At 63.6% G+C, this 22,934-nt stretch carries 21 protein-coding genes; 10 read left to right on the forward strand and 11 right to left on the reverse strand.

Annotated elements, in window-relative coordinates:
* Window positions 1-46: 46 nt before the first annotated feature.
* Together ACSYG9_RS06580 and ACSYG9_RS06585 are read right to left on the reverse strand one after the other, a co-directional pair.
* Complete coding sequence (locus ACSYG9_RS06580; RefSeq protein ID WP_454841718.1) at window positions 47-1,174, reverse strand: sulfotransferase family protein; 1,128 nt, start codon at window positions 1,172-1,174, stop codon at window positions 47-49.
* Between the two features lie 54 nt (window positions 1,175-1,228).
* Window positions 1,229-2,104: an SDR family NAD(P)-dependent oxidoreductase gene (locus tag ACSYG9_RS06585; protein WP_454841719.1), complete on the reverse strand. Its 876-nt coding sequence runs from the start codon at window positions 2,102-2,104 to the stop codon at window positions 1,229-1,231.
* A 153-nt stretch (window positions 2,105-2,257) separates the two neighbouring features.
* Between ACSYG9_RS06585 and ACSYG9_RS06590 the strand changes: the two genes are divergently transcribed.
* Window positions 2,258-3,163 (forward strand): LysR family transcriptional regulator, encoded by a 906-nt coding sequence (locus ACSYG9_RS06590; RefSeq protein WP_454841720.1) that lies wholly within the window; start codon window positions 2,258-2,260, stop codon window positions 3,161-3,163.
* A 70-nt stretch (window positions 3,164-3,233) separates the two neighbouring features.
* Here ACSYG9_RS06590 and ACSYG9_RS06595 read toward each other — a convergent pair whose 3' ends face one another.
* The 9 genes from ACSYG9_RS06595 to ACSYG9_RS06635 all read right to left on the reverse strand — a co-directional run bounded on the left by ACSYG9_RS06595 (window position 3,234) and on the right by ACSYG9_RS06635 (window position 14,150).
* Window positions 3,234-4,280, reverse strand: coding sequence for an ABC transporter ATP-binding protein (locus ACSYG9_RS06595; RefSeq protein ID WP_454841722.1), 1,047 nt, complete (start codon window positions 4,278-4,280; stop codon window positions 3,234-3,236).
* Window positions 4,270-5,283 carry an ABC transporter ATP-binding protein gene (locus ACSYG9_RS06600; RefSeq protein ID WP_454841723.1) on the reverse strand — a complete coding sequence of 338 codons (1,014 nt, stop codon included), beginning with the start codon at window positions 5,281-5,283 and terminating at the stop codon, window positions 4,270-4,272. Before ACSYG9_RS06600 ends, ACSYG9_RS06595 begins: the two co-directional genes overlap by 11 nt.
* Before the next feature lie 28 nt (window positions 5,284-5,311).
* Complete coding sequence (locus ACSYG9_RS06605; protein ID WP_454841725.1) at window positions 5,312-6,730, reverse strand: ABC transporter substrate-binding protein; 1,419 nt, start codon at window positions 6,728-6,730, stop codon at window positions 5,312-5,314.
* A 226-nt stretch (window positions 6,731-6,956) separates the two neighbouring features.
* Window positions 6,957-7,859 (reverse strand): ABC transporter permease, encoded by a 903-nt coding sequence (locus tag ACSYG9_RS06610; protein ID WP_454841726.1) that lies wholly within the window; start codon window positions 7,857-7,859, stop codon window positions 6,957-6,959.
* Entirely contained in the window at window positions 7,856-8,809 is a 954-nt protein-coding gene (locus tag ACSYG9_RS06615; RefSeq protein WP_454841727.1) for an ABC transporter permease, read from the reverse strand. The genes ACSYG9_RS06610 and ACSYG9_RS06615 overlap by 4 nt, the downstream gene beginning before the upstream one ends.
* A gap of 269 nt (window positions 8,810-9,078) precedes the next feature.
* Window positions 9,079-10,236 carry a thiolase C-terminal domain-containing protein gene (locus ACSYG9_RS06620; protein ID WP_454841728.1) on the reverse strand — a complete coding sequence of 386 codons (1,158 nt, stop codon included), beginning with the start codon at window positions 10,234-10,236 and terminating at the stop codon, window positions 9,079-9,081.
* A complete protein-coding gene (locus ACSYG9_RS06625; RefSeq protein WP_454841729.1) occupies window positions 10,233-11,432 on the reverse strand; it encodes an OB-fold domain-containing protein in 1,200 nt (399 codons plus the stop codon). The genes ACSYG9_RS06620 and ACSYG9_RS06625 overlap by 4 nt, the downstream gene beginning before the upstream one ends.
* A 16-nt stretch (window positions 11,433-11,448) precedes the next feature.
* Window positions 11,449-12,654, reverse strand: a complete 1,206-nt coding sequence (locus ACSYG9_RS06630) for a CaiB/BaiF CoA transferase family protein (protein ID WP_454841731.1) — start codon at window positions 12,652-12,654, stop codon at window positions 11,449-11,451.
* Window positions 12,651-14,150, reverse strand: coding sequence for an aldehyde dehydrogenase family protein (locus ACSYG9_RS06635; RefSeq protein WP_454841732.1), 1,500 nt, complete (start codon window positions 14,148-14,150; stop codon window positions 12,651-12,653). The genes ACSYG9_RS06630 and ACSYG9_RS06635 overlap by 4 nt, the downstream gene beginning before the upstream one ends.
* A gap of 218 nt (window positions 14,151-14,368) precedes the next feature.
* Between ACSYG9_RS06635 and ACSYG9_RS06640 the strand changes: the two genes are divergently transcribed.
* The 9 genes from ACSYG9_RS06640 to ACSYG9_RS06680 all read left to right on the forward strand — a co-directional run bounded on the left by ACSYG9_RS06640 (window position 14,369) and on the right by ACSYG9_RS06680 (window position 22,842).
* Window positions 14,369-15,184 (forward strand): TauD/TfdA dioxygenase family protein, encoded by an 816-nt coding sequence (locus tag ACSYG9_RS06640; RefSeq protein ID WP_454841733.1) that lies wholly within the window; start codon window positions 14,369-14,371, stop codon window positions 15,182-15,184.
* On the forward strand, window positions 15,181-15,885 hold the full coding sequence (locus ACSYG9_RS06645; RefSeq protein WP_454841734.1) for an SDR family NAD(P)-dependent oxidoreductase: 705 nt from the start codon (window positions 15,181-15,183) through the stop codon (window positions 15,883-15,885). Before ACSYG9_RS06640 ends, ACSYG9_RS06645 begins: the two co-directional genes overlap by 4 nt.
* A gap of 105 nt (window positions 15,886-15,990) precedes the next feature.
* Window positions 15,991-16,851 carry a mycofactocin-coupled SDR family oxidoreductase gene (locus ACSYG9_RS06650; protein WP_454841735.1) on the forward strand — a complete coding sequence of 287 codons (861 nt, stop codon included), beginning with the start codon at window positions 15,991-15,993 and terminating at the stop codon, window positions 16,849-16,851.
* A gap of 85 nt (window positions 16,852-16,936) precedes the next feature.
* Window positions 16,937-17,128: a ferredoxin gene (locus ACSYG9_RS06655; protein WP_454841737.1), complete on the forward strand. Its 192-nt coding sequence runs from the start codon at window positions 16,937-16,939 to the stop codon at window positions 17,126-17,128.
* Between the two features lie 17 nt (window positions 17,129-17,145).
* A complete protein-coding gene (locus ACSYG9_RS06660) occupies window positions 17,146-18,510 on the forward strand; it encodes a cytochrome P450 (RefSeq protein WP_454841738.1) in 1,365 nt (454 codons plus the stop codon).
* 129 nt (window positions 18,511-18,639) lie between these two features.
* Complete coding sequence (locus ACSYG9_RS06665) at window positions 18,640-20,301, forward strand: thiolase C-terminal domain-containing protein (protein ID WP_454842901.1); 1,662 nt, start codon at window positions 18,640-18,642, stop codon at window positions 20,299-20,301.
* The gene (locus ACSYG9_RS06670; RefSeq protein ID WP_454841740.1) at window positions 20,298-21,236 is read left to right on the forward strand and encodes an alpha/beta hydrolase; all 939 of its coding nucleotides are present in this window, start codon (window positions 20,298-20,300) and stop codon (window positions 21,234-21,236) included. Before ACSYG9_RS06665 ends, ACSYG9_RS06670 begins: the two co-directional genes overlap by 4 nt.
* Window positions 21,236-22,051: an NAD(P)-dependent oxidoreductase gene (locus tag ACSYG9_RS06675; RefSeq protein ID WP_454841741.1), complete on the forward strand. Its 816-nt coding sequence runs from the start codon at window positions 21,236-21,238 to the stop codon at window positions 22,049-22,051. The genes ACSYG9_RS06670 and ACSYG9_RS06675 overlap by 1 nt, the downstream gene beginning before the upstream one ends.
* Entirely contained in the window at window positions 22,048-22,842 is a 795-nt protein-coding gene (locus ACSYG9_RS06680; RefSeq protein ID WP_454841742.1) for an NAD(P)-dependent oxidoreductase, read from the forward strand. Before ACSYG9_RS06675 ends, ACSYG9_RS06680 begins: the two co-directional genes overlap by 4 nt.
* Window positions 22,843-22,934 lie beyond the last annotated feature (92 nt).

Here is a 22,934-nt window from a genome sequence, read left to right on the forward strand (position 1 = left end):
GAAGCATCGAATGCCCTTCCTGTTGAGGGGCCCACGCGTTCCTGGCTCAGCTGAATTCGTGCACCGTCCACTTGTTCGCCTTCTCCAGGTAGTCCGCGAACCGTGGTCGTACCTGGTCGAGATCGATGTCGAACTCGACGGGGTCGGCGCTCTTGCTGGGTTCACGCTCGGCGGCCGCGCGGGTCCACCAGTCGCGCATCTGGGCCTCGAACAGGTCGGTGACCGGCTCACCCAACCACTGGTACAGACCTCGGACCTGGCCGACGGGGTCGGATTGCATGGCACGGAAATCGATGTCGTAGAAGCGATCGTCCGCACCGGCCGCGCGGAACTCGACTGCCTTCTGCATCCCCGATACCCAATGCTCGATGTTCATTCGGCCGATGTAGGGCCGGTCCACGGTGTCCGTGAAGCTCATGACGATGTCGGTGATCAGTTCCGCCAGTGAGAGCATGGAATCGGTCGGGTCACGGTGTGTCATGACGAATCGCGCATCTGGGAAGACCTCTGTGAGGGGTTCCAGAAAGTGGACATGCGTGGGGCATTTCAGGCGCCACGGGCGGGTGGGTTGACCCCATTGCAGGAGCTTCATGACGCGCTTCTGGTACTCGAAGGTCGGTCGCAGGTCAGCGTCGTGGACGAGCCACTCCGCGTAGGTGGGCACCTGCGCAAACGACAAGAACATGTACGACTTGAAGTCCAATGCCATCAGGTCGTGGCATTCCATCGGACCGTGCGTCTCGACCGGAACATGGTGCCGGGAGCCGACCATCTCACCGGTGCCCGTGGGGATTCGCGGATCCACACCGGACACCGTCGACGGCGGCGGACACGGCTGCGAAGATTCCCACCGCCGGATGTAGCGAACTTCGGGGTCCTGCGCCAGCAGCAGCGCGAGTGCACTCGATCCGGTTCGAGGAAGGCCCAATCCGATCAACGGTGCCGAGATCTGCTCGGCATCGATCTCGGGATGTCTGCGGTACCAGTCTTCGACCTGAAGTCGCTGCGCGAGATGGTTCACGATCCGCTCGTGAAGAAACGTTTCGCCACGAGAATTCAGTTGCGTCTCGTTGCGCAGCGACGAAAGAAGTATGCCGAGACCTTCGCGGAAGGAGTCGTCACCGAAATCGGTGAGCCCCGTTCGCGAGGTTGCCGCCGCCAGCATGTCGTCCATATCGAACACGTTGTTCTCCAATGAAATAGATGTCAGGCTTACAATGAACGTGCGTCAGTTCATCCACTGTCCGCCGGCGACATCGATCGTCTGACCGCACATGTAGTCGGCTGCATCGCTGGCGAGGAACGCGACCATGTTGGCCACTTCTTCGGGCAGCGCTGCGCGCCCGAGCTGCACGTAGTTTTCGATCGATTCGACGATCGAGTCCCGAGCCGCGCGCTCCCGGTCGTTCGTCGGACGCTGGAGGTACTCCATCATGCTGGGCTTGATCATGATCCCGGGTGCACACGCCAACACGTTGACACCCCGCGGCGCCATCTCGTGCGCCAGGTTACGGGTGAATCCCACTACCCCGGACTTGCACGAGTTGTACACCACCAGCCCCCGCTGCTGAATGCGGCCACCCACGGCCCCGATGTTGATGATCTTCCCCGCGCCCTGGGGCAACATGACCTCCAGCGCAGCATGTGCGCCGTACATCATCATGGTCAGGCTGCCGTGCACCGTGGTGTCGATGTCGTCCTTGGTGTGGTTCTCGAACGGACCGGCAACCACATTCACCGGGTTGTTGATCATGATGTCGAAACCACCGAGGCCATCACGACTTTCCTGCACAGCCCGGTGCACCTGGTCCCAATCGGACATATCGGCCTGGACCGGGACCGTATTCACGCCCCAGCGCTCCGCAATCTCCTTCGCCCGACGCTCCAACGTCTCCGGCGTCCGGCCCACCAATGCGATATCCGCGCCGAGCCCGGCGAGCCGATTCGCGATGGCATGGCCGAGGCCTTCCCCTCCAGCGCCGGTGACGAGGGCCTTCCTTCCGGTCAGATCCATAACCTCGGTGACACGCTGATCGACAGTGTGCCTCGGCAGCCGATCCAGGCCGAGCTTCTCGACCCAGTTCTGCGCCTCGTCCTGCAACATGGATTCCCCTCTCGCCGATTCACTCTCGAATCCGGGTGCGTGGAAATTCACCCCGGTGAAACGAGACTATGATTCAGGTCACGCACCAAGCCAATATCGATTTCGGCGCCAAGCCATAACATCGCGCTATACCCCGAGAGGACTCCGCCACACATGGACACTCACCGGCTCGGCTACTTCCTGCGCATCGCCGAGGAGGGTTCGATGACCCAGGCTGCCAGCGTGCTGGGAGTGGCGCAGCCGGCACTCAGTCGGCAACTCCGACTCCTCGAAGAAGATTTGGGCGTGAAACTCTTTCGTCGTACATCTCGGGGTATGGAGCTCACCGAAGACGGCGAACAGCTCCGCGCGAACACGGCGGGCCCGCTACGCCAGCTGGAACTCGCACTCCAGTACGCCGGGTCCCCCATGGCACACATCGAGCGAGGACTGCGGCTCGGCCTGACCGAAACTGTCGCAGCCACGCTGGCCACGCCCTTACTCGGCAGCCTGTCCACGGCATTTCCGAAGGTCAGCTTCTCGGTGACGGTCGCACCCAGCGAGAAGCTCGTCGAGGACATGCTCAAGGAGAACTTGGATAGCGCTGTCATCAACTCGATTCCCGACGATCGCCTGTTCTACAGCGAGCTTCTCGTCGAAGATCTCGTCGTCGTCGGCGGTCCCGCATCGGATCTTCACCCGAGCCGAGCAATCGAGTTCGTGGATCTTGCGGACTACCCGCTGGTACTTCCGATTTCACCGGTGGGAATCGGAACGACGTTGACGAACACCGCACTCAGGCTCGAAATCACTCTTCGGTCCCGATTCGCGACGGACTCGCTTCAGATCTCGAAGGAACTCATCGAGTCCGGTCAGGCGTACGGCATCCTACCCCAGTCGGCCTGCCGTGCCGAGATACACAGCGGCCGTATGCGATACGCACCGCTCCGCGGACCGATACTCAGTCACAGAGTCGGTATGGCCGCGACGTCGCAACACAAATTACCCCGGGGGTTCTCGATCAAGGTAGGCATCATCATCCGCGAGGAGTTCGCGCGCCTGACCACATCGTCGAGGTAATTCGAAAATTCCGGCGAACGACTGTAGGCCCCGAGACTCTCTCGGGGCCTACAGTTCTCACGACTGGTTCCTACGACGCTTCAGCTTCGGCGAGGCCGATGTCCTCCACCTCGAACAGATTCTTACGTCCCAGGACGGAAGGCAGCGGGAAATGGCATGCCGCGTACTGTCCCGGTCGTACCTCCCGCATTTCCGGTTCTTCCTTCTCACACCGCTCCTGCGCGTGGGGGCAGCGCGTCCGGAAACGACATCCCGTCGGCGGGGAGAGCGGCGACGGCACATCACCTGCCAGCGCCGGCCCTGCGAAAGCCTTGTCCGGGTCGGTGAGCGGGACGGAGTCCAGCAGCGCGCGGGTGTAGGGATGCGCGGGGTCGTCGTATAGCTCGATGGAGTCGCCGAACTCGCAGAGCTTGCCGAGATACATCACCATCACGTTGTCGCTCACAGTGCGGACCACACCGAGATCGTGGGCGATGAACACGACCGTCAGGTCGAACTCCGCCTTGAGTTCTTCGATGAGGTTGAGGATCTGAGCCTGAACCGAGACGTCCAGCGCCGACACCGGTTCGTCGCAGATCAGCAGGCGTGGCCCGAGCGCGAGTGCACGCGCGATCGCGACACGCTGTGCCTGGCCACCGGACAACTGCCGGGGCAGGATATCCGCGAATCGGTCGCCCGGCAGCCCGACCTGCTCGAGCATCGACGCAGACTTCTTCTCGCGCTCCGCGGCATCCGCTCCAGCGACGGTCATGCCTTCGACGACGATGTCCTTGACCGCGCGACGCGGATTGAGCGACGACACCGGGTCTTGGAAGATCATCTGCATGTCGCGGCGCAGCGAGCGCATGTGCTTCTCGCTCACATCCTCGATCCACTCCTCGCCGAACCTGATCCGGCCCGCCGTCACCCGATCGAGTCGCAGAACGGCACGGCCGGTAGTCGACTTCCCGCACCCTGATTCACCGACGATGCCCAGCGTCTCGCCGGGAAGCAGGTCGAAACTGATCTTCGACACCGCCTGCACCGTGCCGGCCTTCGACGGGTACTCGACGACGAGATCCTGTACCGAGAGCAATGCTTCGTCGCCACGCAGATGCGCGGTACCACTACCTGCCATGTGATTCACCTCCGGATACAGACCCCACCGGAACGTGGACGGGGTTCACGCACGCGACGTCGTGATCGACGCCGAAGGATTCGAGTTCGATCGGCGCAGAGGAGCATGCGTCCTCCGCGTGCGAACAGCGAGGAGCAAACCTGCACCCCTCCGGGGGTGACGTCGGGTCGGGAAGTGACCCTTCGATCAGACGCAGAGGGGAATGTCTCTCGTGATCGATCGACGGTGTCGCGCCCAGGAGCGCATGTGTGTAGCGATGCATAGGCGCGTCGAACACTTCACGAGTGGACCCGACCTCCGCGAGACGACCCGAGTACATGACAGCCACCCGGTCGGTGCGACCGGCGACGACAGCCAGGTCGTGGCTGATGAGCATCATCGCCATGTTCCGATCGCGTTGTACACGGCGGAGCAGGTCGAGGATCTGACGCTGCACGGTCACGTCCAAGGCCGTGGTCGGTTCGTCCGCGATCAGAAGATCCGGCTCGCATGCCAGGGCGATGGCGAGCATGACGCGCTGGCGCATGCCGCCGGACATCTCGTGGGGATAGTTCCTCAGACGACGTTCCGGATCGGGCACACCCACTTCGTCGAGGAGTTTCAGCGCGCGATCGTGGGCCTCGGACTTGCTCACGCCGAGGTGTCGTCGCATTCCCTCGGTGAGCTGACGTTCCACCCGCACAACCGGGTTGAGAGACCGTCCCGGATCCTGGAAGACCATGGCGATCTGGTTTCCCCAGATTTCCAGTTTCTCCTTCTTGCTCAGAGACAGCAGATCACGTCCCTGGAAGGTGACCTCACCCGAACGACCCGAGCGCGGCGGCATCAGGCCCATGATGGCACGGGCCATGACCGACTTGCCGGAGCCGGACTCGCCGACGATGCCCAGCGCCTGTCCGGAGTCCAGGTTCAGCGACACATCGTCCACAGCACGGACGGTGCCTCGCGGCGTGCCGATGTAGGCACGTAGATTTCTCACTTCGAGAAGCGGCTGAGCATTCACGGCGAGCCGGCCCTTTCGGTCGTGTCGGCTAGTTACTGATCCAGAGCTCTTCGGGCAATGTCGAGCCGAGGCTGAAAAGCTGCACCCCGTGTGTGTCCTCGCTGAAGGTCACCGACGGCAATGCACGGGTGTACCAGAGACCCACAACGGTGTCGGCGAGAATCTGCTGGACCTCGTCGTAGGCCGCCTTGCGCTCTTCTTGGTTTGCGCCGAACCGGCCGCGCTCGAGCGCAGCGTCCAGTTCGGGGTTGTTGACACCCATGAAGTTTCCGGTGGAGTCCGACGTGAACGCCATCGACAGGGCGTAATCAGGATCCTGGGTGACCGCGGACGAGATGAGCATGTCGAAGTCACGTGCGCCCGCTCGCGCCGTGACGGCCGCGAAGTCGGTGACCTCGACGTTCATCTCCACGTTCTCGAAGGCACTGAGTTGTGCTTGAATCGCCTCGCCGAGGACACGGCTTTCGGTCGTCGGGTACGACAGGAAAGTGAACTTGACGGGCTTGCCCTCTGCTGCGAGTTCGTCGAACAGGCGCTGCGCTTCTTCGGTGTTCGTCTCGCCGAGCGGAATATCGGCGTAGAACGGTGAATCCTCGGGGAAGAACGTGGTGGGAACCTCGCCCTCACCGTTGTAAACCACAGTGTTGACGGCCTCGAGATCGACAGCGAGCGAGACGGCCTGCCGCGCACGCTCGTCGTCGAATGGCGCGCGACGTTGGTTCATGCCCACGAACTGGCCGCCACCGGTGGACGTCACGACGTACTGAAGCCCCGCGGCGTCGGCCTTGTTTACGTTGGTCCAGCTCGTCTCCGCGGTCAGATCGGCACCGCCGGTGGTCATCGTGTTCGACCTCTGGCTGGCATCGGCCACAGTACGAATTGTCAGAGTGTCGAGGTACGGCTTGGGCGCATCCCAGTACTGCGGGTTCTTCTCGAGCTCGACTGCGTCCTGCCGAGCCCAATTGACCAGTGTGAACGGGCCCGCGCCGATCGGGTTCTGATCGAACGACTCACGTCCTTGCTCGAGCGCCGCCGGTGATGCAACCCAGTTGAGTGCACCCGCAACAAGAGCCTGACCGAACTGCGGGTTCGGCTCGACCATCGTGACGCGCATCGTCAACGGGTCGACCACCTCGGTCGACTCCACCTCGACTGCCTGCCGGATGGTGGTAGAACCCAACGTGGGGTCCTTGAGGCGATCCCAGTTGTACTTCACCGCGGCAGCGTCGAGTGGAGTGCCGTCGCTGAACACCAGGTCGGGCTGAAGGGCGAGGGTGAAGGTCTTGCCGCCGTCGTCGGTCGAGAAGTCCGTCGCCATCTTGTATTCGAGCTCGAACGTCTCGTTGTTCGTGACCATCAGTGTGCCGTATAGCGCGTTGCCCAGGAGCGGCTGATGCGCCCATGTATTGGAGAGCGCCGCGGGGTCGAGAGACCGCGGCTCACCCATCTGCAGGATACGTGCGGTACCGCCGGCAACGGGTTCGCCCGCTTCGACCGTGGCCGCGGTTGAATTGCTCTCGGACCCGGAGTCTCCTCCGGAACCGCATGCACCCAAAACCAAGGCTGCGGAGCACGCCGCCGCGAGTGCGGCCGCTATGCGTCTGTGTCGGATCATTCTCGACCTCTCATGCTTTCAGTACTTCAGAACTACGACCGGCGCGCGCTGAACGTGTTCAGTCGTGCAGCGTGCGGTCGTACTTGGTGCGGAGGTAATCGCCTACCTGGTTGAGGCCGAATACCGTGAGGAAAATGACGAGTGAGGGAACCATCACCAGGTGCGGCGATGTGGACAGCGCGTCCTTGCCGTCGTTGATCATCCCGCCCCAGCTGGGCTGCGGCGGCGGAATGCCGAGGCCGAGGAAGCTGAGCGAGCCCTCCGCGACGATCAGTGCCGCCATCACGATGGGGAGGTAGGACGCGAGGGGTGCGATCACGTTGGGCGTGATCTCCTTGAACAGGATGCGACTGTTGCCGGCGCCCATGTTCTTCGCAGCCCTGACGAATTCACGAGACGACCACGCCAGCGTATTCGCGCGTGACAATCTGATGAACGACGGAACAGCCATCAATCCCAGGCCCAACAGCATGGTCGGCACGCTCGGGGTCAGGATGGACGCCAGTGCGAGAAGCAGGATCAGCGGGGGGAACGCGAGCATGGCATCGGTGATCAGGGTGATCACGGAGTCGAGCTTCTTGCCGAAATATCCGGAGATCAAACCGAAGAAGGATCCGATCACGAAACCGGTCAAGCCGGCGACTGCACCGATGACGAGCGAGACCTGCGCGCCGTAGATGATGCGCGACAGCATCGATCGGCCGAGCGTGTCGGTTCCCAGGAGCAGGTCGAACGACTCGAACGACGGAGACAGCCGAGGCGATCCGATCGGAACGTCGTAGGGCGCAATGGGAAGCAGGCCCGCGAAGATCGCGGCGCCGATGATGACCACGAGCCAGACGATCGACAGGTAGACCAGGATCGAACGCTGCTTCTTGACGACCGGGACGTCTGGTAACGCCGCGGCGGTCTTTCCTGCGGGGATGTCGCCCCCGCGCTTCTCGAGCGCGACCTGCGTCATGCTCCGACCACCTTCCTGACCCGCGGGTCGATGACTTGGTAGCTGAGGTCGACGAGGGTGTTGATACCGACGTACACGACCGCGATGAAGACGACGATGCCCTGCACCATGATTACGTCACGTGATGTGATGGACGAGGCAACCAACTGCCCCAATCCCGGTAGACCGAAGAGCGTTTCGACGATCACGGTGCCGCCGATCAGGCGTCCGAGGTTGATGCCCGCGACCGTGATGAGCGAGAAGGACGATGGCCGCAGTGCGTGCCGGAGCATCACATACCAGGAGGGCATCCCCTTGGCTCGCGCCGACGCCACGAAGTCTTCGCGAAGCGTGCCGATGAGGTCGGTACGCAACAGTCGGTGGAATGCGGCGATCTCGGTGAGCGCGATCGCGATCGCCGGGAGGATCGCACCGCGCAGGTTGTCGCCGAGGCCTTCGCTCATCCGCGACCAGCCCATCACCGGGAAGATCTGCAACTGGATGGCGAAGTAGTAGATCAGCACCGGACCAGCGATGAACGCCGGCACCGAGAGGAACACGGCAGACAGGGCGTTGATGCCCCGGTCCACCTTGCTTCCCGGACGCGATGCCGAGACGATGCCCATCACGAGGGAGACGACCAGCGCGATGATCAGGCCCATGGCCGCGAGCTGCAGCGTGACCGGCAGACGCTCGACGATCGCCTCACTCACCGATTGTCCGGTCAGCGGGGAGGTCCCGAGGTCGCCACGGACTGCATTGCCCAGCCACTCGATGTACCGCACCCAGAACGGTTGATCCAGACCGAGTTCGGAGTTCATCTGCGCGACCGCTTCGGGCGTGGCATTCTCGCCCAGAATCACCTGGGCAACCGATCCCGGCGCGAAACTGAGCAGGGCGACGACCGCAATCGTGACCAGCAGGACAACCAGAATGCTGCGCCCCACCCGTTTGGAAACTGTGGAAATCATCCGAACTCAACTTTCATCGCGATACCGGAATCGTGCCGCCCAGAACAAGAGACGAAGTACTTGTGACCGCTCCCACAGTAGGACGTTCTCGCGCTGACGGCAATATCAGTTCACCTAAAAAAGAACCGATGTATTCAAATTACAGAACGGCAATCTTGCACTTCGGCAACATTTCGTCGATCCAGACAAAGCGGATAGGATCACGGGTTTCAGATACGACGAAAACCCGCGTCACACAACGCATGTGCGCGGGTTTTCGGTAACTGCCGTCAGCCGCCGGCAGCCTCGAGGATGGTCACGGCGGCAACGGCGGTGGGCCCGCCGACATTGTGCGCCAGCCCGATCCGAGCGCCGTCGACCTGGTTGACAGCCTCGCCTCGCAGTTGCTCGAACAGTTCGACACACTGGGCAACTCCGGTGGCACCGGGCGGGTGCCCCTTGGTGTTGAGTCCCCCGCTCGGGTTCACTGGCAGGGAACCCCCGATTCCCGCGCTGCCCGACTCGATGAACTTGAACGCCTCGAACTTCTCGACGAAACCTAGATCCTCGTAACTGATCAGTTCGATGCCCGTGAAATAGTCGTGCACCTCCGCCACGTCGATGTCCGACGGAGTCATCCCTGCCATCGCAAACGCCTGCTTCGCCGCGCGCACTGTTGCTGGGAAGGAGGTCATGTCGCGCTTGTGCTGGTGCATAACGGAATCGAGCCCGAGACCACTTCCCCGAATCCAGACCGGACGATCGGTGAATCTGTCAACGACGTCCTCGGCCACCAGAATCATCGCAGCAGCACCATCACTCTGCGGTGCACAGTCGTAAACCCCGAACGGGGTGACCACGGTATCCGCCGCGAGCGCCTCTTCCACTGTGAGCTCGAATCGTCGGCAGGCTTTGGGATTGCTCATCGCATTGTGGTGATTCTTGACCGCCACCATCGCCATGTGCTCACGAGTGGCCGGCGAGTCGTGCAGGTACCTGCGCACGTGCAACGCGAATCCGGCCTGCGCGAGCCCGAGTGGGTAATCCCAGGCCATGTCGCGAGACATGGCTTCCCATTCCCACAGCATCCCCTTCGACGCCGTCTCACGAAGTTTGTCGGCGCCCATGACGAGCGCAACATCGTAGGCCCCCGATGCAATGCCGAACATCGCATTCCGGATCGTGTCGTGCCCCGTTGCGCACGAATTCTCGACACGGGTCACGGGAATATTGCGCAGGCCCAGGGTGTCGGCAAGGATCCCGGACGGGAACCCGTCGGTAGTGCCCATCGAGCCGAACCAGGCGGCCTGCAGGTCCGAGAGATCGAGTCCTTTGTCGATGCTCGCCGCACACTCGGAGAACGCCATCGGCAAAAGGTCTCTGATGCCCAACGCGAAATGCTCCGCGAATGGCGTCATTCCCGCACCGACAATCGCTACGTTCCTCATGCCGCATCCTCCGTTCCTACGCCGAGCCCGCCGGCGGTGTCGGGCTCGAATGCATAGCCGTAGTCGGGAACACCCGAACGCACGGCCACCCGCCTGAGCACCAGTCGGCCTCGATCACCGATGTCGACAGTGCCTGCCTCGACACCGGTGACCCGCACCAGCGCCCGCACTCCTACATCGTCGAGTTCGACGATCACGAGTGTGTACGGCGTCTTCAGTCCCGGCACCGGGACGTGCACGGTCACTTCGGTGTACACGGTGCCGGTGCGAGGAAGTTCGACGAAGGTGTAGTCCGTCTTCAACGTGCCATCGCCGTCCACCCGGTATCGGGGAGGAAAATCCAGTTCGTCGCTGCCTGCGAACTTCCCCGCCTCCCAGCGCACCTTCGCTTCGAAGGCCCGCTCGTAGGCGGCAAGGGAGATAGGGATCTCGCCGGTTGCGAGCTGGCCGGCTTCAGGCAATGGCTGCGCGGCCGGCTCGCGGCGAACGACCGAAGCCGAACCGTCCGCGACCGTGATCCCCGACAAACTCGCCTGCTCGATCCCTACAAGTGGGCCGACCGTGCTTGCTTCGGCCATGGCCGCCAGCGCGAACAGACTGGCACTCGCGCCGGTCGTGGGAAGCGTCACCGGATCACCGGCGAGCGGTTCTGCGTCCTTGCGACCCACACCTGCCACGACCACGGGGGTATCCACCCACGCCGTCGCGAGAGACGCCAGATACCCGCGCTTCTTGAGCAGTCGCGGATCGCCGTAGTCGTGTACGTCTCCCGTACTGTTCCGTGTCCGAACCGGCAGGCTCCGCGATACCCGCGCGGCGGTACGCACCTGCAGGCCACGTTCTGCAGTGAGCGCAGCCGCCGCGCCGGCAGCGTCGATGTCGACCCCGATCACAAGCGTTCTGGGCCTCGCCGAACCGAGCGCGTCGAGAGTTGCGGGGGCCCCACCCAATCGCTCGATGACCTCGAGCTCCGGGTCGAGCCCGAGCCCGGCGAGGAGCACCGCGGCATTGCTGCTCTCCGTGAGCGGCAGATCTCGGCTCACGAGCACGACGTACTCGACCGACCCTCCGGATTCGAGTGCGGCGCGACCTGCTTCTACAGCAAGCGTGATCGCGTCCTCGTCATCTCCCGGTACCCGGGAGTCGGAAGTACCCCAACATGGCAGGTACGTACCGATCGAAGCGATGTATGGCATGGGGACTCCCTGCAAATCAGGTGACTGCGCCCGCTGTCTTGAGGGCGATGATCCGCTCCCAGTCGAGCCCGAGCTCGAGCAGGACTTCCTCTGTCTGAGCGGCGAATTCAGGCGCCGCTGCGGTGGTGGGTGCAGAGACGTCGAACTGGACGGGATTGCTGACCAGCTCGAGCTCACCCGCCTTCACGATGTACTCGTTTGCCCGGACCTGCGGGTCACTCGCCACCTGCAGAGAATCCTGCACGGGCGCCCACGGGCCGGAAAGGCTTCCGAAACGCTCGGTCCACTCGGGGAGCGTACGGGTGCGGATGGCCTCACGAATGAGTTCGACGGCTTCGGCGGTGTGGGCGGCAATCTGTTCCGAATCGGCGAATCGGGGATCGTCGATCAGTTCGGGACGCTCGATGAGCGTGCACACCTCGGCCCAGTACTTCATCGGCTGCAGCATCACGAACGACAGGAAGCGTCCGTCCGCGGTCTCGTACAACCCGGACAGGGGGTTGGTGACCGCGCCGTGCCCGCCGGGCACCGGAGCCACCATGTGATCGTTCATGTGCACCGACAACGCGATCCCATGCCCCATCGCCCACACGCCACTGCTGAGCAGCGACACGTCGACGATGGACGGCTCACCGGTGCGTTCGCGCTTGAACAGTGCCGCCGCAATTCCACCCGCGAGGTTGGTACCGGAGATGGTGTCGCCGAATGCAGGCCCCGGCGGAGTGATCATGCCTTCGGTCCCGGGTGGGGTGAGCGTCGCGGCGATTCCGCCTCGCGCCCAGAAGGCGGTCATGTCGTAGCCGCCCTTGTCGGACTCTTCGCCGCGGGGACCGAGCGCGCTTCCGCGGGCGTAGATCACCTTCGGGTTCACGGCTCGAATATCGTCGACGTCGATACCGAACTTCGTCCGGGCCTGTGGGAGGAAACTCGTCAGGAACACGTCGCAGTTGCGCGCGAGGTCGTGGAGGAGTTCCTTGCCCTCGGGCGTGCTCATATCCACCCCGATGCTGCGCTTTCCCCGATTCGCATGTTCGACATTGGGATTCGGATCGCCCTCGACGCGCATATGGCCGATCTGCCGGAGGCCGCGCTGCGGATCACCGGTGACCGCGTGTTCCACCTTGATGACGTCTGCGCCCCACTCGGCGAGCACTGCGCCCGCCGAGGGAACGAACCCGTACATCGCGACCTCGAGGACGCGAACTCCGTCGAGCGGCCTCACGACTTGACCGCTAGCGCGTACGACTTCGTCTCGAGGAACTCCTCCAGACCCTCCTGGCCCATTTCACGTCCGATGCCCGACTGCTTGTAGCCGCCGAAGGGCATATCGGGGCTGAAGTAATTGCCGCCGTTGATTCCGAAGCTGCCCGTGCGGATGCGACGTCCGATCGCGATGCCGCGATCGTCGTCGGCGGTGAGAATGCCGCCCGACAGACCGTACTTCGAGTCGTTGGCGATTCGGACCGCATCCTCGTCGTCGTCGAACGGGATCACGGCGAGGACCGGACCGAACGCCTCTTCCTGGGCGATCTCACTTGAAGGATCGACGTTCGCGAGGAGCGTCGGCTCGTAGAAGTAGCCTGGGTCGACGGCCTTGCCGCCGGCCGCGAGCGTGGCGCCCGCAGCGATCGCACGCTGCACGAGTCCGTCGACCTTGTCGCGCTGCTTCGCGCTGATGAGCGGACCCATGTACATCTTCGGGTTCGTCGGATCGCCGAACGGCACGTTCGCCATCATCGTCGCAATGGCTTGGACGATCTCGTCATGCTTGTCGCGCGGCACAAGGAGGCGCGAGGTCAGTGCGCAACCCTGGCCTGCATGTGAACAGATGCTGAACGCAGCGAACTGGGCGACAGTCGCCAGGTCTGCATCCTCGAGCACGATCAGGGCCGACTTGCCTCCGAGCTCGGTGAAGACCTTCTTCATCGTGGCTGCGGCCGCGGCCATGATCTGCGCACCGACAGGCGTGGATCCGGTGAAGGTGACGACGTCGACGTCCGGGTGGGTGGTCAGGACCTCGCCGACGGGAATTCCCGACGACGACAGAATGTTGACGACGCCTGCGGGAATGTCGGTGTACTTCTGGATGAGCTCGCCAATCGCATTGGTGATGAGCGGTGTGTCGGGAGCGCCTTTGAGGACCACGGTGCACCCGGCAGCGAGGGACGGTGCCAGCTTGGCCAGCCCCAGCTGCACTGGGTAGTTGTACGCGGTGATCGCGGAGACGACGCCTGCCGCCTCCTTGCCGACCCAGCGGCGGTGCTTCTGCCCGCGGATCTCGATATCGCCCTTGTCTTCCTCGAACGAGTATCCGCGCAGGAGGTCGGCGTAGAACTTGATGATCCCGATGGGCGCTTCGAGTTGATTGGCGTGGGTGGAGATGAAGGTTGCACCGACCTCCGCGATCAGAATCTCGCGAAGTTCTTCCTTGTGGTCCTGGAACGCCTGATGCAGCTGATCCATGCACTTGATACGGAATTCGACGTCGGTCGACCAGGTGGTGGTATCGAATGCGCGGCGAGCAGCAGTAACAGCGGCTTCGGCTTCCTCGACCCCCGCGTCGGGAGCGTGACCGTACAGCTCGCCGGTCGCGGGGTTGTAGGACGGGAAGGTCTTGTCGAGCGTGACCAGTTCGCCGTCGATGAGCAGGGGTTTCGTCACGCCCGTCGATGTAGTGCCGTCGACTACTGCAGTCGACCCGTTGTCCTGCGGTGACATTCCGTCTCCTCACACTGGTGGAAATATTATTCTCGCATCTGAGAATCAGAGATCTGTTGGACGCGACTGTACCAAGTCAACCGGCTCACGCCTACCCCAGAACGTGATTCACACCACGGGGATGAAATAGGATGCAGCCTGCAAGACCCGGACAAATCCGGTCTTGCAACCCTGAATCGAACGAGAGTATGGTTCTCGCATCCGGAAGGGAGATTCTTGTGATTGAGACAACAGCCCTCAGTCCTTCGCTCGGCGTAGAAGTCACGGGCCTCGACAGCAGCAACATCAACGACGACGTGGTCGCGGCCCATCTGCTCGAGGCACTCAAATGGCGAGGGGTGCTGCTCATCCGCGGCCTGAACCTCGACGACGAGGCCCAGTTGGCCTTCAGTCGCCGTCTCGGGGAGGTGGTGCAGCCTGCTCCGGGCATGGAGATCTTCACCGTCTCACTCGATCCTGCGAAGACGCCGTCCGCCGAGTACCTCAAGGGCACGTTCTGCTGGCACATCGACGACACCACCAACGACATCCCGGCCAAGGCCACGACACTCACGGCACGCCACGTGGCGATGGTCGGCGGCGGAACCGAATTCGCCAGTACCTATGCCGCATACGAGAATTTGCCCGACCATGAGAAGAAGCGTTACGAGGGCCTTCGTGTCGTCCACAGCTTCGAGGCCGCGCAACGCCTGGTCTACCCGGACCCGACCGACGAACAGGTTGCGGGATGGCGTCGGCTGCCCGAGCACGAGACCTCCCTCGTGTGGGATCGCCGCGACGGCCGGCGATCACTCGCGATCGGCGCGACGGCCGACCGCATCGTCGGTATGAGCCGAGAGGAGAGTCGCGAGCTCCTCGACGAGCTTCTCGCGTGGACCACGCAGGAACGCTTCAGCTACTCCCACGAGTGGGCAGTCGGCGACCTCGTCGTCTGGGAGAACACAGGCATGTTGCATCGAGCCCTCCCGTACGAGGCGTCCTCCGAGCGCCTGATGCGGCGCACGACGATCGTGGGAGATGAACCGTGGGCATGAAAACAGCCGTCGTGACCGGCGGAAGCTCGGGCATCGGCAAGGCCATCGCGGAGCGACTGCGCAAGGACGGCCACCAGGTCGCGGTCTTCGATCTCAATCCGTCGGGTGGAGAGCTCGAATACAGGGTCGACGTCTCCGATCCGGAGCAGGTCGCAGCAGCATTCGCGCAGGTCCGCGAGGAGCTCGGACCCGTTACGATCCTCGTCAACGGTGCCGGCCTCGAGCTGTACAAGCGATTCAAGAACATCGACTATGCCACCTGGCAGAAGGTCGTCGACGTCAACCTCGGCGGCGTGTTCCACTGCGTCCAGTCCGCGCTCCCCGACATGATCGACGCCGGCTGGGGACGCATCGTGAACATCTCCTCGTCGAGCGCGCAGTCGGGCCAGCAGTTCATGTCCGCGTACGTGTCGGCGAAGTCCGCCGTCAACGGGCTCACGAAGTCGCTCGCGCTCGAATACGGGCCCGACGGAATCACTGTCAACGCGGTCCCGCCCGGATTCGTCGACACCCCCATGCTCCGCCGCTCCGAGAGCAAAGGCCTCCTCGGCGGCACCATCGAAGACCACATCCAGCGCACACCGGTCCGTCGGGCCGGCCGTCCGGAGGACATCGCTGCAGCGTGTGCGTTCCTGATCTCGGAAGAAGCCGGTTACATCACCGGACAGATCCTCGGCGTCAACGGCGGACGAAACACGTAAACCTCAGTACGTAAACGCAATACGTAGACACTGCGCAATACGTAGACACTGCCGGCCCACCATCGGGCCTGTGAAAACCACGAACTCGATCGAAAGGGACGAACAGTGGGGCGCGTACAAGGCAAGGTTGCATTCATCACCGGCGCGGCGCGGGGCCAGGGCCGCAGCCACGCGGTCAAGCTCGCATCCGAAGGCGCGGATATCATCGCCGTCGATCGGTGCGAGGACTTCTCGACCATCGGATACCCGATGGCCACGCAGGAGGATCTCGACGAGACCGCTCGACTCGTCGAGAAGGAAGGCCGTCGCATCGTGACGGTCAAGGCCGACGTCCGCGACGCCGCGCAGATGCGCGCAGCGGTCCAGCAGGGTATCGATGAGCTCGGCAAGATCGACATCGTCGTCGCACAGGCCGGTGTCGCAGGCATGAAGGGCGAGCCGCAGCGACAGGCGTGGGCCGACGTGGTCGATACCAACCTGGTCGGCACCATCAACGCCGTGCAGGCCGCACTGCCGCACCTCGGTGACGGCGCATCGATCATCGCGACCGGTTCGACCGCCGCGCTCATGGATGTGTCGAAGGTCGACCAGCCGGGCAAGGACCTCGGCGGTGCCGCCTACGTGTTCTCGAAGCGCGCCCTGTCGCAGTACATCCACGACCTGGCCACCCATCTCGCACCTGCCGGTGTCCGTGCAAACGTGCTGCACCCCACCAACTGCAACACCGACATGCTGCAGAGTGAGCCGATGTACCGGTCGTTCCGACCGGATCTCGAGCACCCGACCCGCGCGGATGCCGAGCCCGCTTTCGGCGTACAGCAGGCCATGCGCATTCCGTTCATCGAACCCGAAGACAGCAGCAACATGGTGCTCTTCCTCGCCTCCGACGAGTCCCGGTACGTCACCGGCATGCAGATGCGTGTGGACGGCGGCGGCTATCTCAAGTGGTACGACTACCACATCTGATGACCGGACCCCGCCCTCGGGCCGGGACCGACTCCCCGAAATGTACAGCCCATCAACAAATTCCCACTCGAACGGGAGGAACATCATGAAGGTGCGAGTCGACCCCGAACGCTGCCAGGGACACACGTTGTGCGCCATGGCAGCACCGGATGTCTTCGAGCTGAGCGACATCGACGGCCACGCCACAGCCATCGATACCGAAATTCCCGAAGACCTCGAGGAGAACGTCCGCGAGGCCGTGCGCTCGTGTCCTGAGCAAGCGATCACCATTCTCTGAATCCCGAGAGGACAGTCATGAGTGTCGACCCAGTTGCCGACGCAGCCCGAAAGACTCCCAAATTCGACTTCGACCGACACGCAGCGGATTACCGGGATCGCTTCCTCGACGTGACCCAGGAAATGCAGTCGAAGTGTCCGATGGCATGGTCCGACACCCACGGTGGCCACTGGGTCGCCGCGGGTAGCAGCCAGGTCTTCGATCTTGCCCGCTCGCCTGACGTATCCACCGACCACGACCTCCACAACAAGCGCAAGGGCTACAAGGGCATCGCGATTCCGACCATGGAGCGCGCGTCCGGTGTGCGTGGTGGCATCCTCGAAATGGATGATCCCGAGCACCACGAGTTCCGCAGTCTGCTCAACCCCTACCTCTCTCCCGCTGCCGTCGAGCGGTGGATTCCCTTCGTCGACGAGGTCGTCCGCGCAGCCATCGACGAGAAGATCGAGAGCGGAAAGATCGATTTCGTCGACGAACTCGCGAACATCGTACCGGCCGTACTGACCCTCGCCATGATGGGAATTCCCATCGAGAAGTGGGTCATCTACAACGAGCCGGTGCACGCGGCGGTCTACACCCCGCCGGATTCCCCGGACATCCCGCGCATCAACGAGATGCACCGCACCATGGGGTTGGACCTGCTCATGAGCCTGATCGAGATCCGGGAGAATCCCCGACCGGGATTGATCAACGCAATCGCAAATGTCGAGGTCCTCGGTGAGAAGCCCGACGACATGGAACTGCTGGGTATCCTCAGTCTCCTGATCGGCGGTGGATTCGACACGACGACCGCCCTCACTGCTCATTCACTCGAATGGCTGGGGCTCAACCCCGACGAGCGGACTCGTCTGAGCGAGGAGCGCGACACGCTCCTCAATCCCGCGACCGAGGAGTTCCTGCGCTACTTCACTCCGGCGCCGGGCGACGGCCGTACCTTCGCCGCCGACTACGAACTCGACGGTACCGAGTTCAAGGAAGGCGACCGGCTGTGGTTGTCGTGGGCCATGGCCAACCGCGATCCCGAACTGTTCGACGACCCGAACAACATCGATCTCGAGCGCCGGGGTAACCGTCACTTCAGCTTCGGACTCGGAATCCATCGGTGCGTCGGGTCGAACATGGCTCGCATGGTGTTCAAGAGGATGCTGCTCGCGGTTCTCGATCGTATGCCCGACTACAAGGTCGACGTCGAGAACACGGTGCATTACGACACCATCGGTGTGATCCAGGGGATGCGGCACCTGCCTGCAACGTTCACTCCTGGACCGCGTCTCGGCGACAACCTCGACGACACGCTGAAGAAACTGCAGACTATCTGCGACGACCAGCGGCTCGCAGATCCGATCACGCGGAAGAAGGATTCGGCGAACATCGGTAATTGATTCTGCAGCAACCGTTTTCGCCCCGGGGGCGCCGCAGCTCGATGCGCAGCGGCGTCCCCGGCTCAGACAGTAAGGAACTCGAGGCACGTGGCCGAGACAGCGGTGGTCGATCAGACCGGAGGCACACCCGTGGCGAAAGCCTCGGGACGCCCTCTCCCCCAACTCACCTCTTCGAACCGATTCTTCTGGACGGCAGGCGCCGACGGTGTGCTGCGGATACAGGAATGTGAGTCGTGCTCGGCTCTCATCCATCCGCCACAGCCGGTCTGCCGCTACTGCAGGGAGCACCGGATGGGGGTTCGTGAGGTGTCGGGCTTCGCGACCCTCGCGGGGTTCACGGTCAATCATCGCTTCGCTGTTCCCGGCATGCCCGCACCGTATGTCGTCGCGCAGGTTGCGATCGAGGAAGATCCGCGAGTCCGGCTGACGACCAACATCGTCGAGTGTGATCCCGAATCTCTCGAACTCGGTATGCGCATGGAGGTCGTGTTCCAGCAGGACGCGGATGTGTGGCTTCCGCTCTTCCGGCCGGCACAAGAGCAGGGGGAGCTCTCGCCGCTCCCGCAGGAGGAGATCGAACCGGACCAGTTCCAGTTCCATGTCCGCCCCCCGGCCACACAGGACAAGTACGAGGACAAGGTCGCGCTCACCGGTATCGGTATGTCCGATATCGGTCGACGGCTGATGCGGTCGCCCATCGACCTGACCATCGAGGCGTGTGAACGAGCGGTCGCCGATGCCGGTCTGACCATGGACGACATCGACGGCATCGCCAGCTACCCCGGTGGAGGAAACGTCGGGGGCTTCGGCGAAGGCGGCATCACGCAGGTCGAAGCGGCGCTCGGCTTGCGCCCTACCTGGCACAACGGCGGTATCGAGACCTTCGGCCCCGGCGGATCGGTGATCGCCGCGATGATCGCGGTCGCCAGTGGAGCCGCACGGCATGTGCTGTGTTACCGCACGCTGTGGGAGGCGACGTACGCCGAACTGATGAAGCGCGGGGAGATCGCACCCCCGTCGGGCGGGCGCACCCCGAACTGGTTCATGCCGTTCGGCGCCACATCTGCTGCCCATACCCTTGCGCAGAACGCGCAGCGGCATTTCCATCGCTACGGAACCGACCGCGAAACACTCGGGTGGATCGCGCTCAACCAACGCGCCAACGCCGCGCTGAACCCCACCGCGATCTACCGCGATCCGATGACGATGGACGACTACATGTCGGCCCGTCCGATCACCACACCGTTCGGCCTCTACGACTGCGACGTCCCGTGCGATGGTTCGATCGCGGTCATCGTCTCGGCCATCGACGCCGCGCATGATCTCCCGAAGACTCCGGTGCTCGTCGAGGCCGTCGGCACCCAGATCATCGAACGAATGGACTGGGATCAGAGCTCGCTGACCCACGAGCCACATTCGCTCGGGCCGTCTGCCCACATGTGGTCGCGCACCTCGATGAAGCCCGAGGATGTCGACGTGGCCGAGCTCTACGACGGCTTCAGCTTCAACTGCCTGTCGTGGCTCGAAGGGCTCGGATTCTGCGGTATCGGCGAATCCAAGGACTTCCTCGCAGGCGGCAAGAACATCGCCCGCGACGGAATCCTCCCTCTCAACACGCACGGTGGCCAGCTGTCGCACGGCCGCACACACGGCATGGGACTGATTCACGAGGCCGTGACCCAACTACGTGGCGAAGCCGGTGCGCGGCAGGTTGCCGGTGCGCGCGTCGCTGTAGCCGCGACCGGCGGGCTCTCCCCGGGCGGCGCGATGCTTCTGCGGACCGACTCATGACTTTCACATCCCCACAGTCCTCACCGATCGAGGAGGCCGGTGTCGGCGGCGCGTGGAGTTCCTCACCCGTCTCCCGCGTCGTCGATATCGAGGGCATTCCGATCTCCGGACTGCTCCTCGAGGCCCCCGAACCGCGAGCGGTGATCGTTGCCCTTCACGGCGGCGCCGCATTCTCCGCCTACTGGGATTGTCCCGGTCACCCCGAACTGTCGATGATGCGCTCCGCCGCGCTGCACGGGTACACGGTGCTCGCGCTCGACCGTCCGGGCTACGGCACGTCCAGACCGTTCGCCGATGAACTGCGCGACTCACAGCGCCGGGCCGACCTCGCCTACGCCGCGGTGGACGCCGTTCTCGGCTCGGGTGCCTGTAGGAGCGGACTGTTCCTGTGGGGCCACTCGGTCGGTAGCGAACTTGCGGTTCGGATGGCTACAGACGACCACGGCCACGTCCTTCTCGGCCTCGCAATTTCCGGCACCGGCCGCGAGCACCACGCACTGGCGGCCGGGATCCTCGGCACGCGCGAGCGCTACGCTCAGGCAAAAGGTGTGGGCGAACTGATCTGGACTCCGGCCGAGGGCCTCTACCCTTCCGACGTCATGGGTGGATCGGCAATCTCTTCTCGCACACCGGATTACGAGGCCGATGTCACCGCGGTCTGGCCCACGGAGACTTTTCCTTCTCTGGCAGCGCGAGTGCGTGTCCCCGTCCACTACACCGCGGCCGAGCACGAGCGTGTGTGGCGCAGCGACGCGGAAGCCATCGACGACGTCGCCTCGATGTTCACCGCGTCCCCCCGCGTCGCCACCGCCCGGATTGCCAGAGGCGGACACAACCTCAGCATCTGCAACGCCGCACCGGAATACCACCGGACGGTCATGAACTTCATCGATGACTGCCTCGCTCAGCGGGGCCTCCAGGGTAAGGACACGTGATGCGCGTCGGATTCATCGGACTCGGTAGTCAGGGCGGCCCCATGGCGCGCCGCATCGTCGAAGCCGGCTACGAGGTGACGTTGTGGGCCCGCAGGAAAGAGTCGCTGGAACCCTACGCCGATACAGCTGCGAAGTACGCCGACACTCCTGCGCAACTCGCTCGAGCCAGCGACCTCGTGTGCCTGTGTGTGGTGAGCGACGACGACGTCCGCGCTGTGATCACCGGAGAGAACGGGATACTCGAAGGGCTCCGCGAAGGCGGCATCATCGCGATCCACAGCACCATCCATCCCGATACCTGCAAAGAACTCGCCGAGGTTGCCCGCGCGAAGGGTGTGTCGATCATCGACGCACCGGTCAGCGGCGGCGGCATGGGCGCAGCCGCAGGCACTCTCCTCGTCATGCTCGGTGGCGACGAGAAGACCGTCGAGTCGGCACGACCGGTGTTCGAGACGTACGGCAACCCGGTCGTCCATCTCGGCGACCTGGGTGCCGGGCAGCTCGCGAAGCTCCTCAACAATCTGCTCTTCACCGCGAATCTGTCGACTGCCGCAAGCACGCTCGACCTCGGCAAAGCGCTCGGTGTCGACCCTGCCAAGCTCGGTGAGGTCGTCTCACACGGCACAGCGAACAGCTTTGCCCTCGGCCGTGTCGTTTCCGCCGGCGGTCTCGAACGGATCGCAGGTCATGCCGGCGAGCTCCTGCGCAAGGACGTCACGCTCGTTGCAAGTCTCGCCGACAATGCCGGAGCTTCCGCGGGAGTGTCCCTGAGCACTGCCGACGCCACTCTCGACATGATGGGATACCGCCGATGAGCCGGGTCGGGTTCGTCGGCGCGGGCCGCATGGGCATGCCCATGGTCGAGCGCCTTCTCGGTGCAGGACACGATGTTCGCGTGCTCGGACGGTCCGATGAGTCGCGCGCCGCGATCGAAGCCGCCGGGGCGAAAGCGGTAGCCGACGTCTCCGAGGTCGGCGTCGACGTCGATCTCGTGACGGTGTGTGTTTTCACGGATGCGCAAGTCCGTGAGGTCTGCTTCGAACGTGGCCTCCTGAAGACGATGCCGCGGGGATCCGCCCTCGTGGTTCATACCACCATCAGCCCGAAGACGATCGAAGATCTTGTCGCGGTGGCGGAACCTCTGGGGGTCGATGTCGTCGATGCAGCGGTGAGCGGAGGGCCGCACGATATCGCGGCGGGAAGCCTCGCGCTCTTCGTCGGCGGCACCGAGGAAGCTGTCGGACGCATCGAACCCGCGCTGAGGAGCTATGGAACTCCGCTGCTCCATGTCGGCGGGAGCGGAAGCGGCCTTCGTGTCAAGCTCGTGAACAACGCGTTGTTCGCCGCGCAGATCGGGCTTCTGGCGGAAGCCGAGGAACTCGGACGACAGCTCGGTGTCGCACCGGAAACACTCTTCGAAGCCCTCCCGTACGGAAGTGCGGCCTGCAAGATAATGGGTAACGTCGCGATGCGCGGTTCGGTCGAGGCGTTCCGCAGTTCGGTCGGTGAATTCATTTCGAAGGATGTATCGGTGGTGCGCGCCACGGTCGCCGAACTCGGCGCCGACCTCGGTGTCCTGGACACCGCGATCGACGCGCGAACCTGACCGACCGGTTTCACGAATATCGCTTCCTACCACAATGTCTCACCCTCATGTCGGTCTCGACAGCGTTGCCGAGGTCAGATAGTCTCGATTGC

The sequence above is a fragment of the Rhodococcus sp. SJ-2 genome (genome assembly GCF_053750035.1).

Bases quoted from the DNA above. Each gene is read 5' to 3' on its own strand.
- ACSYG9_RS06580 (WP_454841718.1), bottom strand. From the start codon at position 1,174: ATGGACGACATGCTGGCGGCGGCAACCTCGCGAACGGGGCTCACCGAT.
- ACSYG9_RS06585 (WP_454841719.1), bottom strand. From the start codon at position 2,104: ATGTTGCAGGACGAGGCGCAGAACTGGGTCGAGAAGCTCGGCCTGGAT.
- ACSYG9_RS06590 (WP_454841720.1), top strand. From the start codon at position 2,258: ATGGACACTCACCGGCTCGGCTACTTCCTGCGCATCGCCGAGGAGGGT.
- ACSYG9_RS06595 (WP_454841722.1), bottom strand. From the start codon at position 4,280: ATGGCAGGTAGTGGTACCGCGCATCTGCGTGGCGACGAAGCATTGCTC.
- ACSYG9_RS06605 (WP_454841725.1), bottom strand. From the start codon at position 6,730: ATGGGTGAGCCGCGGTCTCTCGACCCCGCGGCGCTCTCCAATACATGG.
- ACSYG9_RS06610 (WP_454841726.1), bottom strand. From the start codon at position 7,859: ATGACGCAGGTCGCGCTCGAGAAGCGCGGGGGCGACATCCCCGCAGGA.
- ACSYG9_RS06615 (WP_454841727.1), bottom strand. From the start codon at position 8,809: ATGATTTCCACAGTTTCCAAACGGGTGGGGCGCAGCATTCTGGTTGTC.
- ACSYG9_RS06620 (WP_454841728.1), bottom strand. From the start codon at position 10,236: ATGAGGAACGTAGCGATTGTCGGTGCGGGAATGACGCCATTCGCGGAG.
- ACSYG9_RS06625 (WP_454841729.1), bottom strand. From the start codon at position 11,432: ATGCCATACATCGCTTCGATCGGTACGTACCTGCCATGTTGGGGTACT.
- ACSYG9_RS06635 (WP_454841732.1), bottom strand. From the start codon at position 14,150: ATGTCACCGCAGGACAACGGGTCGACTGCAGTAGTCGACGGCACTACA.
- ACSYG9_RS06645 (WP_454841734.1), top strand. From the start codon at position 15,181: ATGAAAACAGCCGTCGTGACCGGCGGAAGCTCGGGCATCGGCAAGGCC.
- ACSYG9_RS06655 (WP_454841737.1), top strand. From the start codon at position 16,937: ATGAAGGTGCGAGTCGACCCCGAACGCTGCCAGGGACACACGTTGTGC.
- ACSYG9_RS06660 (WP_454841738.1), top strand. From the start codon at position 17,146: ATGAGTGTCGACCCAGTTGCCGACGCAGCCCGAAAGACTCCCAAATTC.
- ACSYG9_RS06670 (WP_454841740.1), top strand. From the start codon at position 20,298: ATGACTTTCACATCCCCACAGTCCTCACCGATCGAGGAGGCCGGTGTC.
- ACSYG9_RS06675 (WP_454841741.1), top strand. From the start codon at position 21,236: ATGCGCGTCGGATTCATCGGACTCGGTAGTCAGGGCGGCCCCATGGCG.
- ACSYG9_RS06680 (WP_454841742.1), top strand. From the start codon at position 22,048: ATGAGCCGGGTCGGGTTCGTCGGCGCGGGCCGCATGGGCATGCCCATG.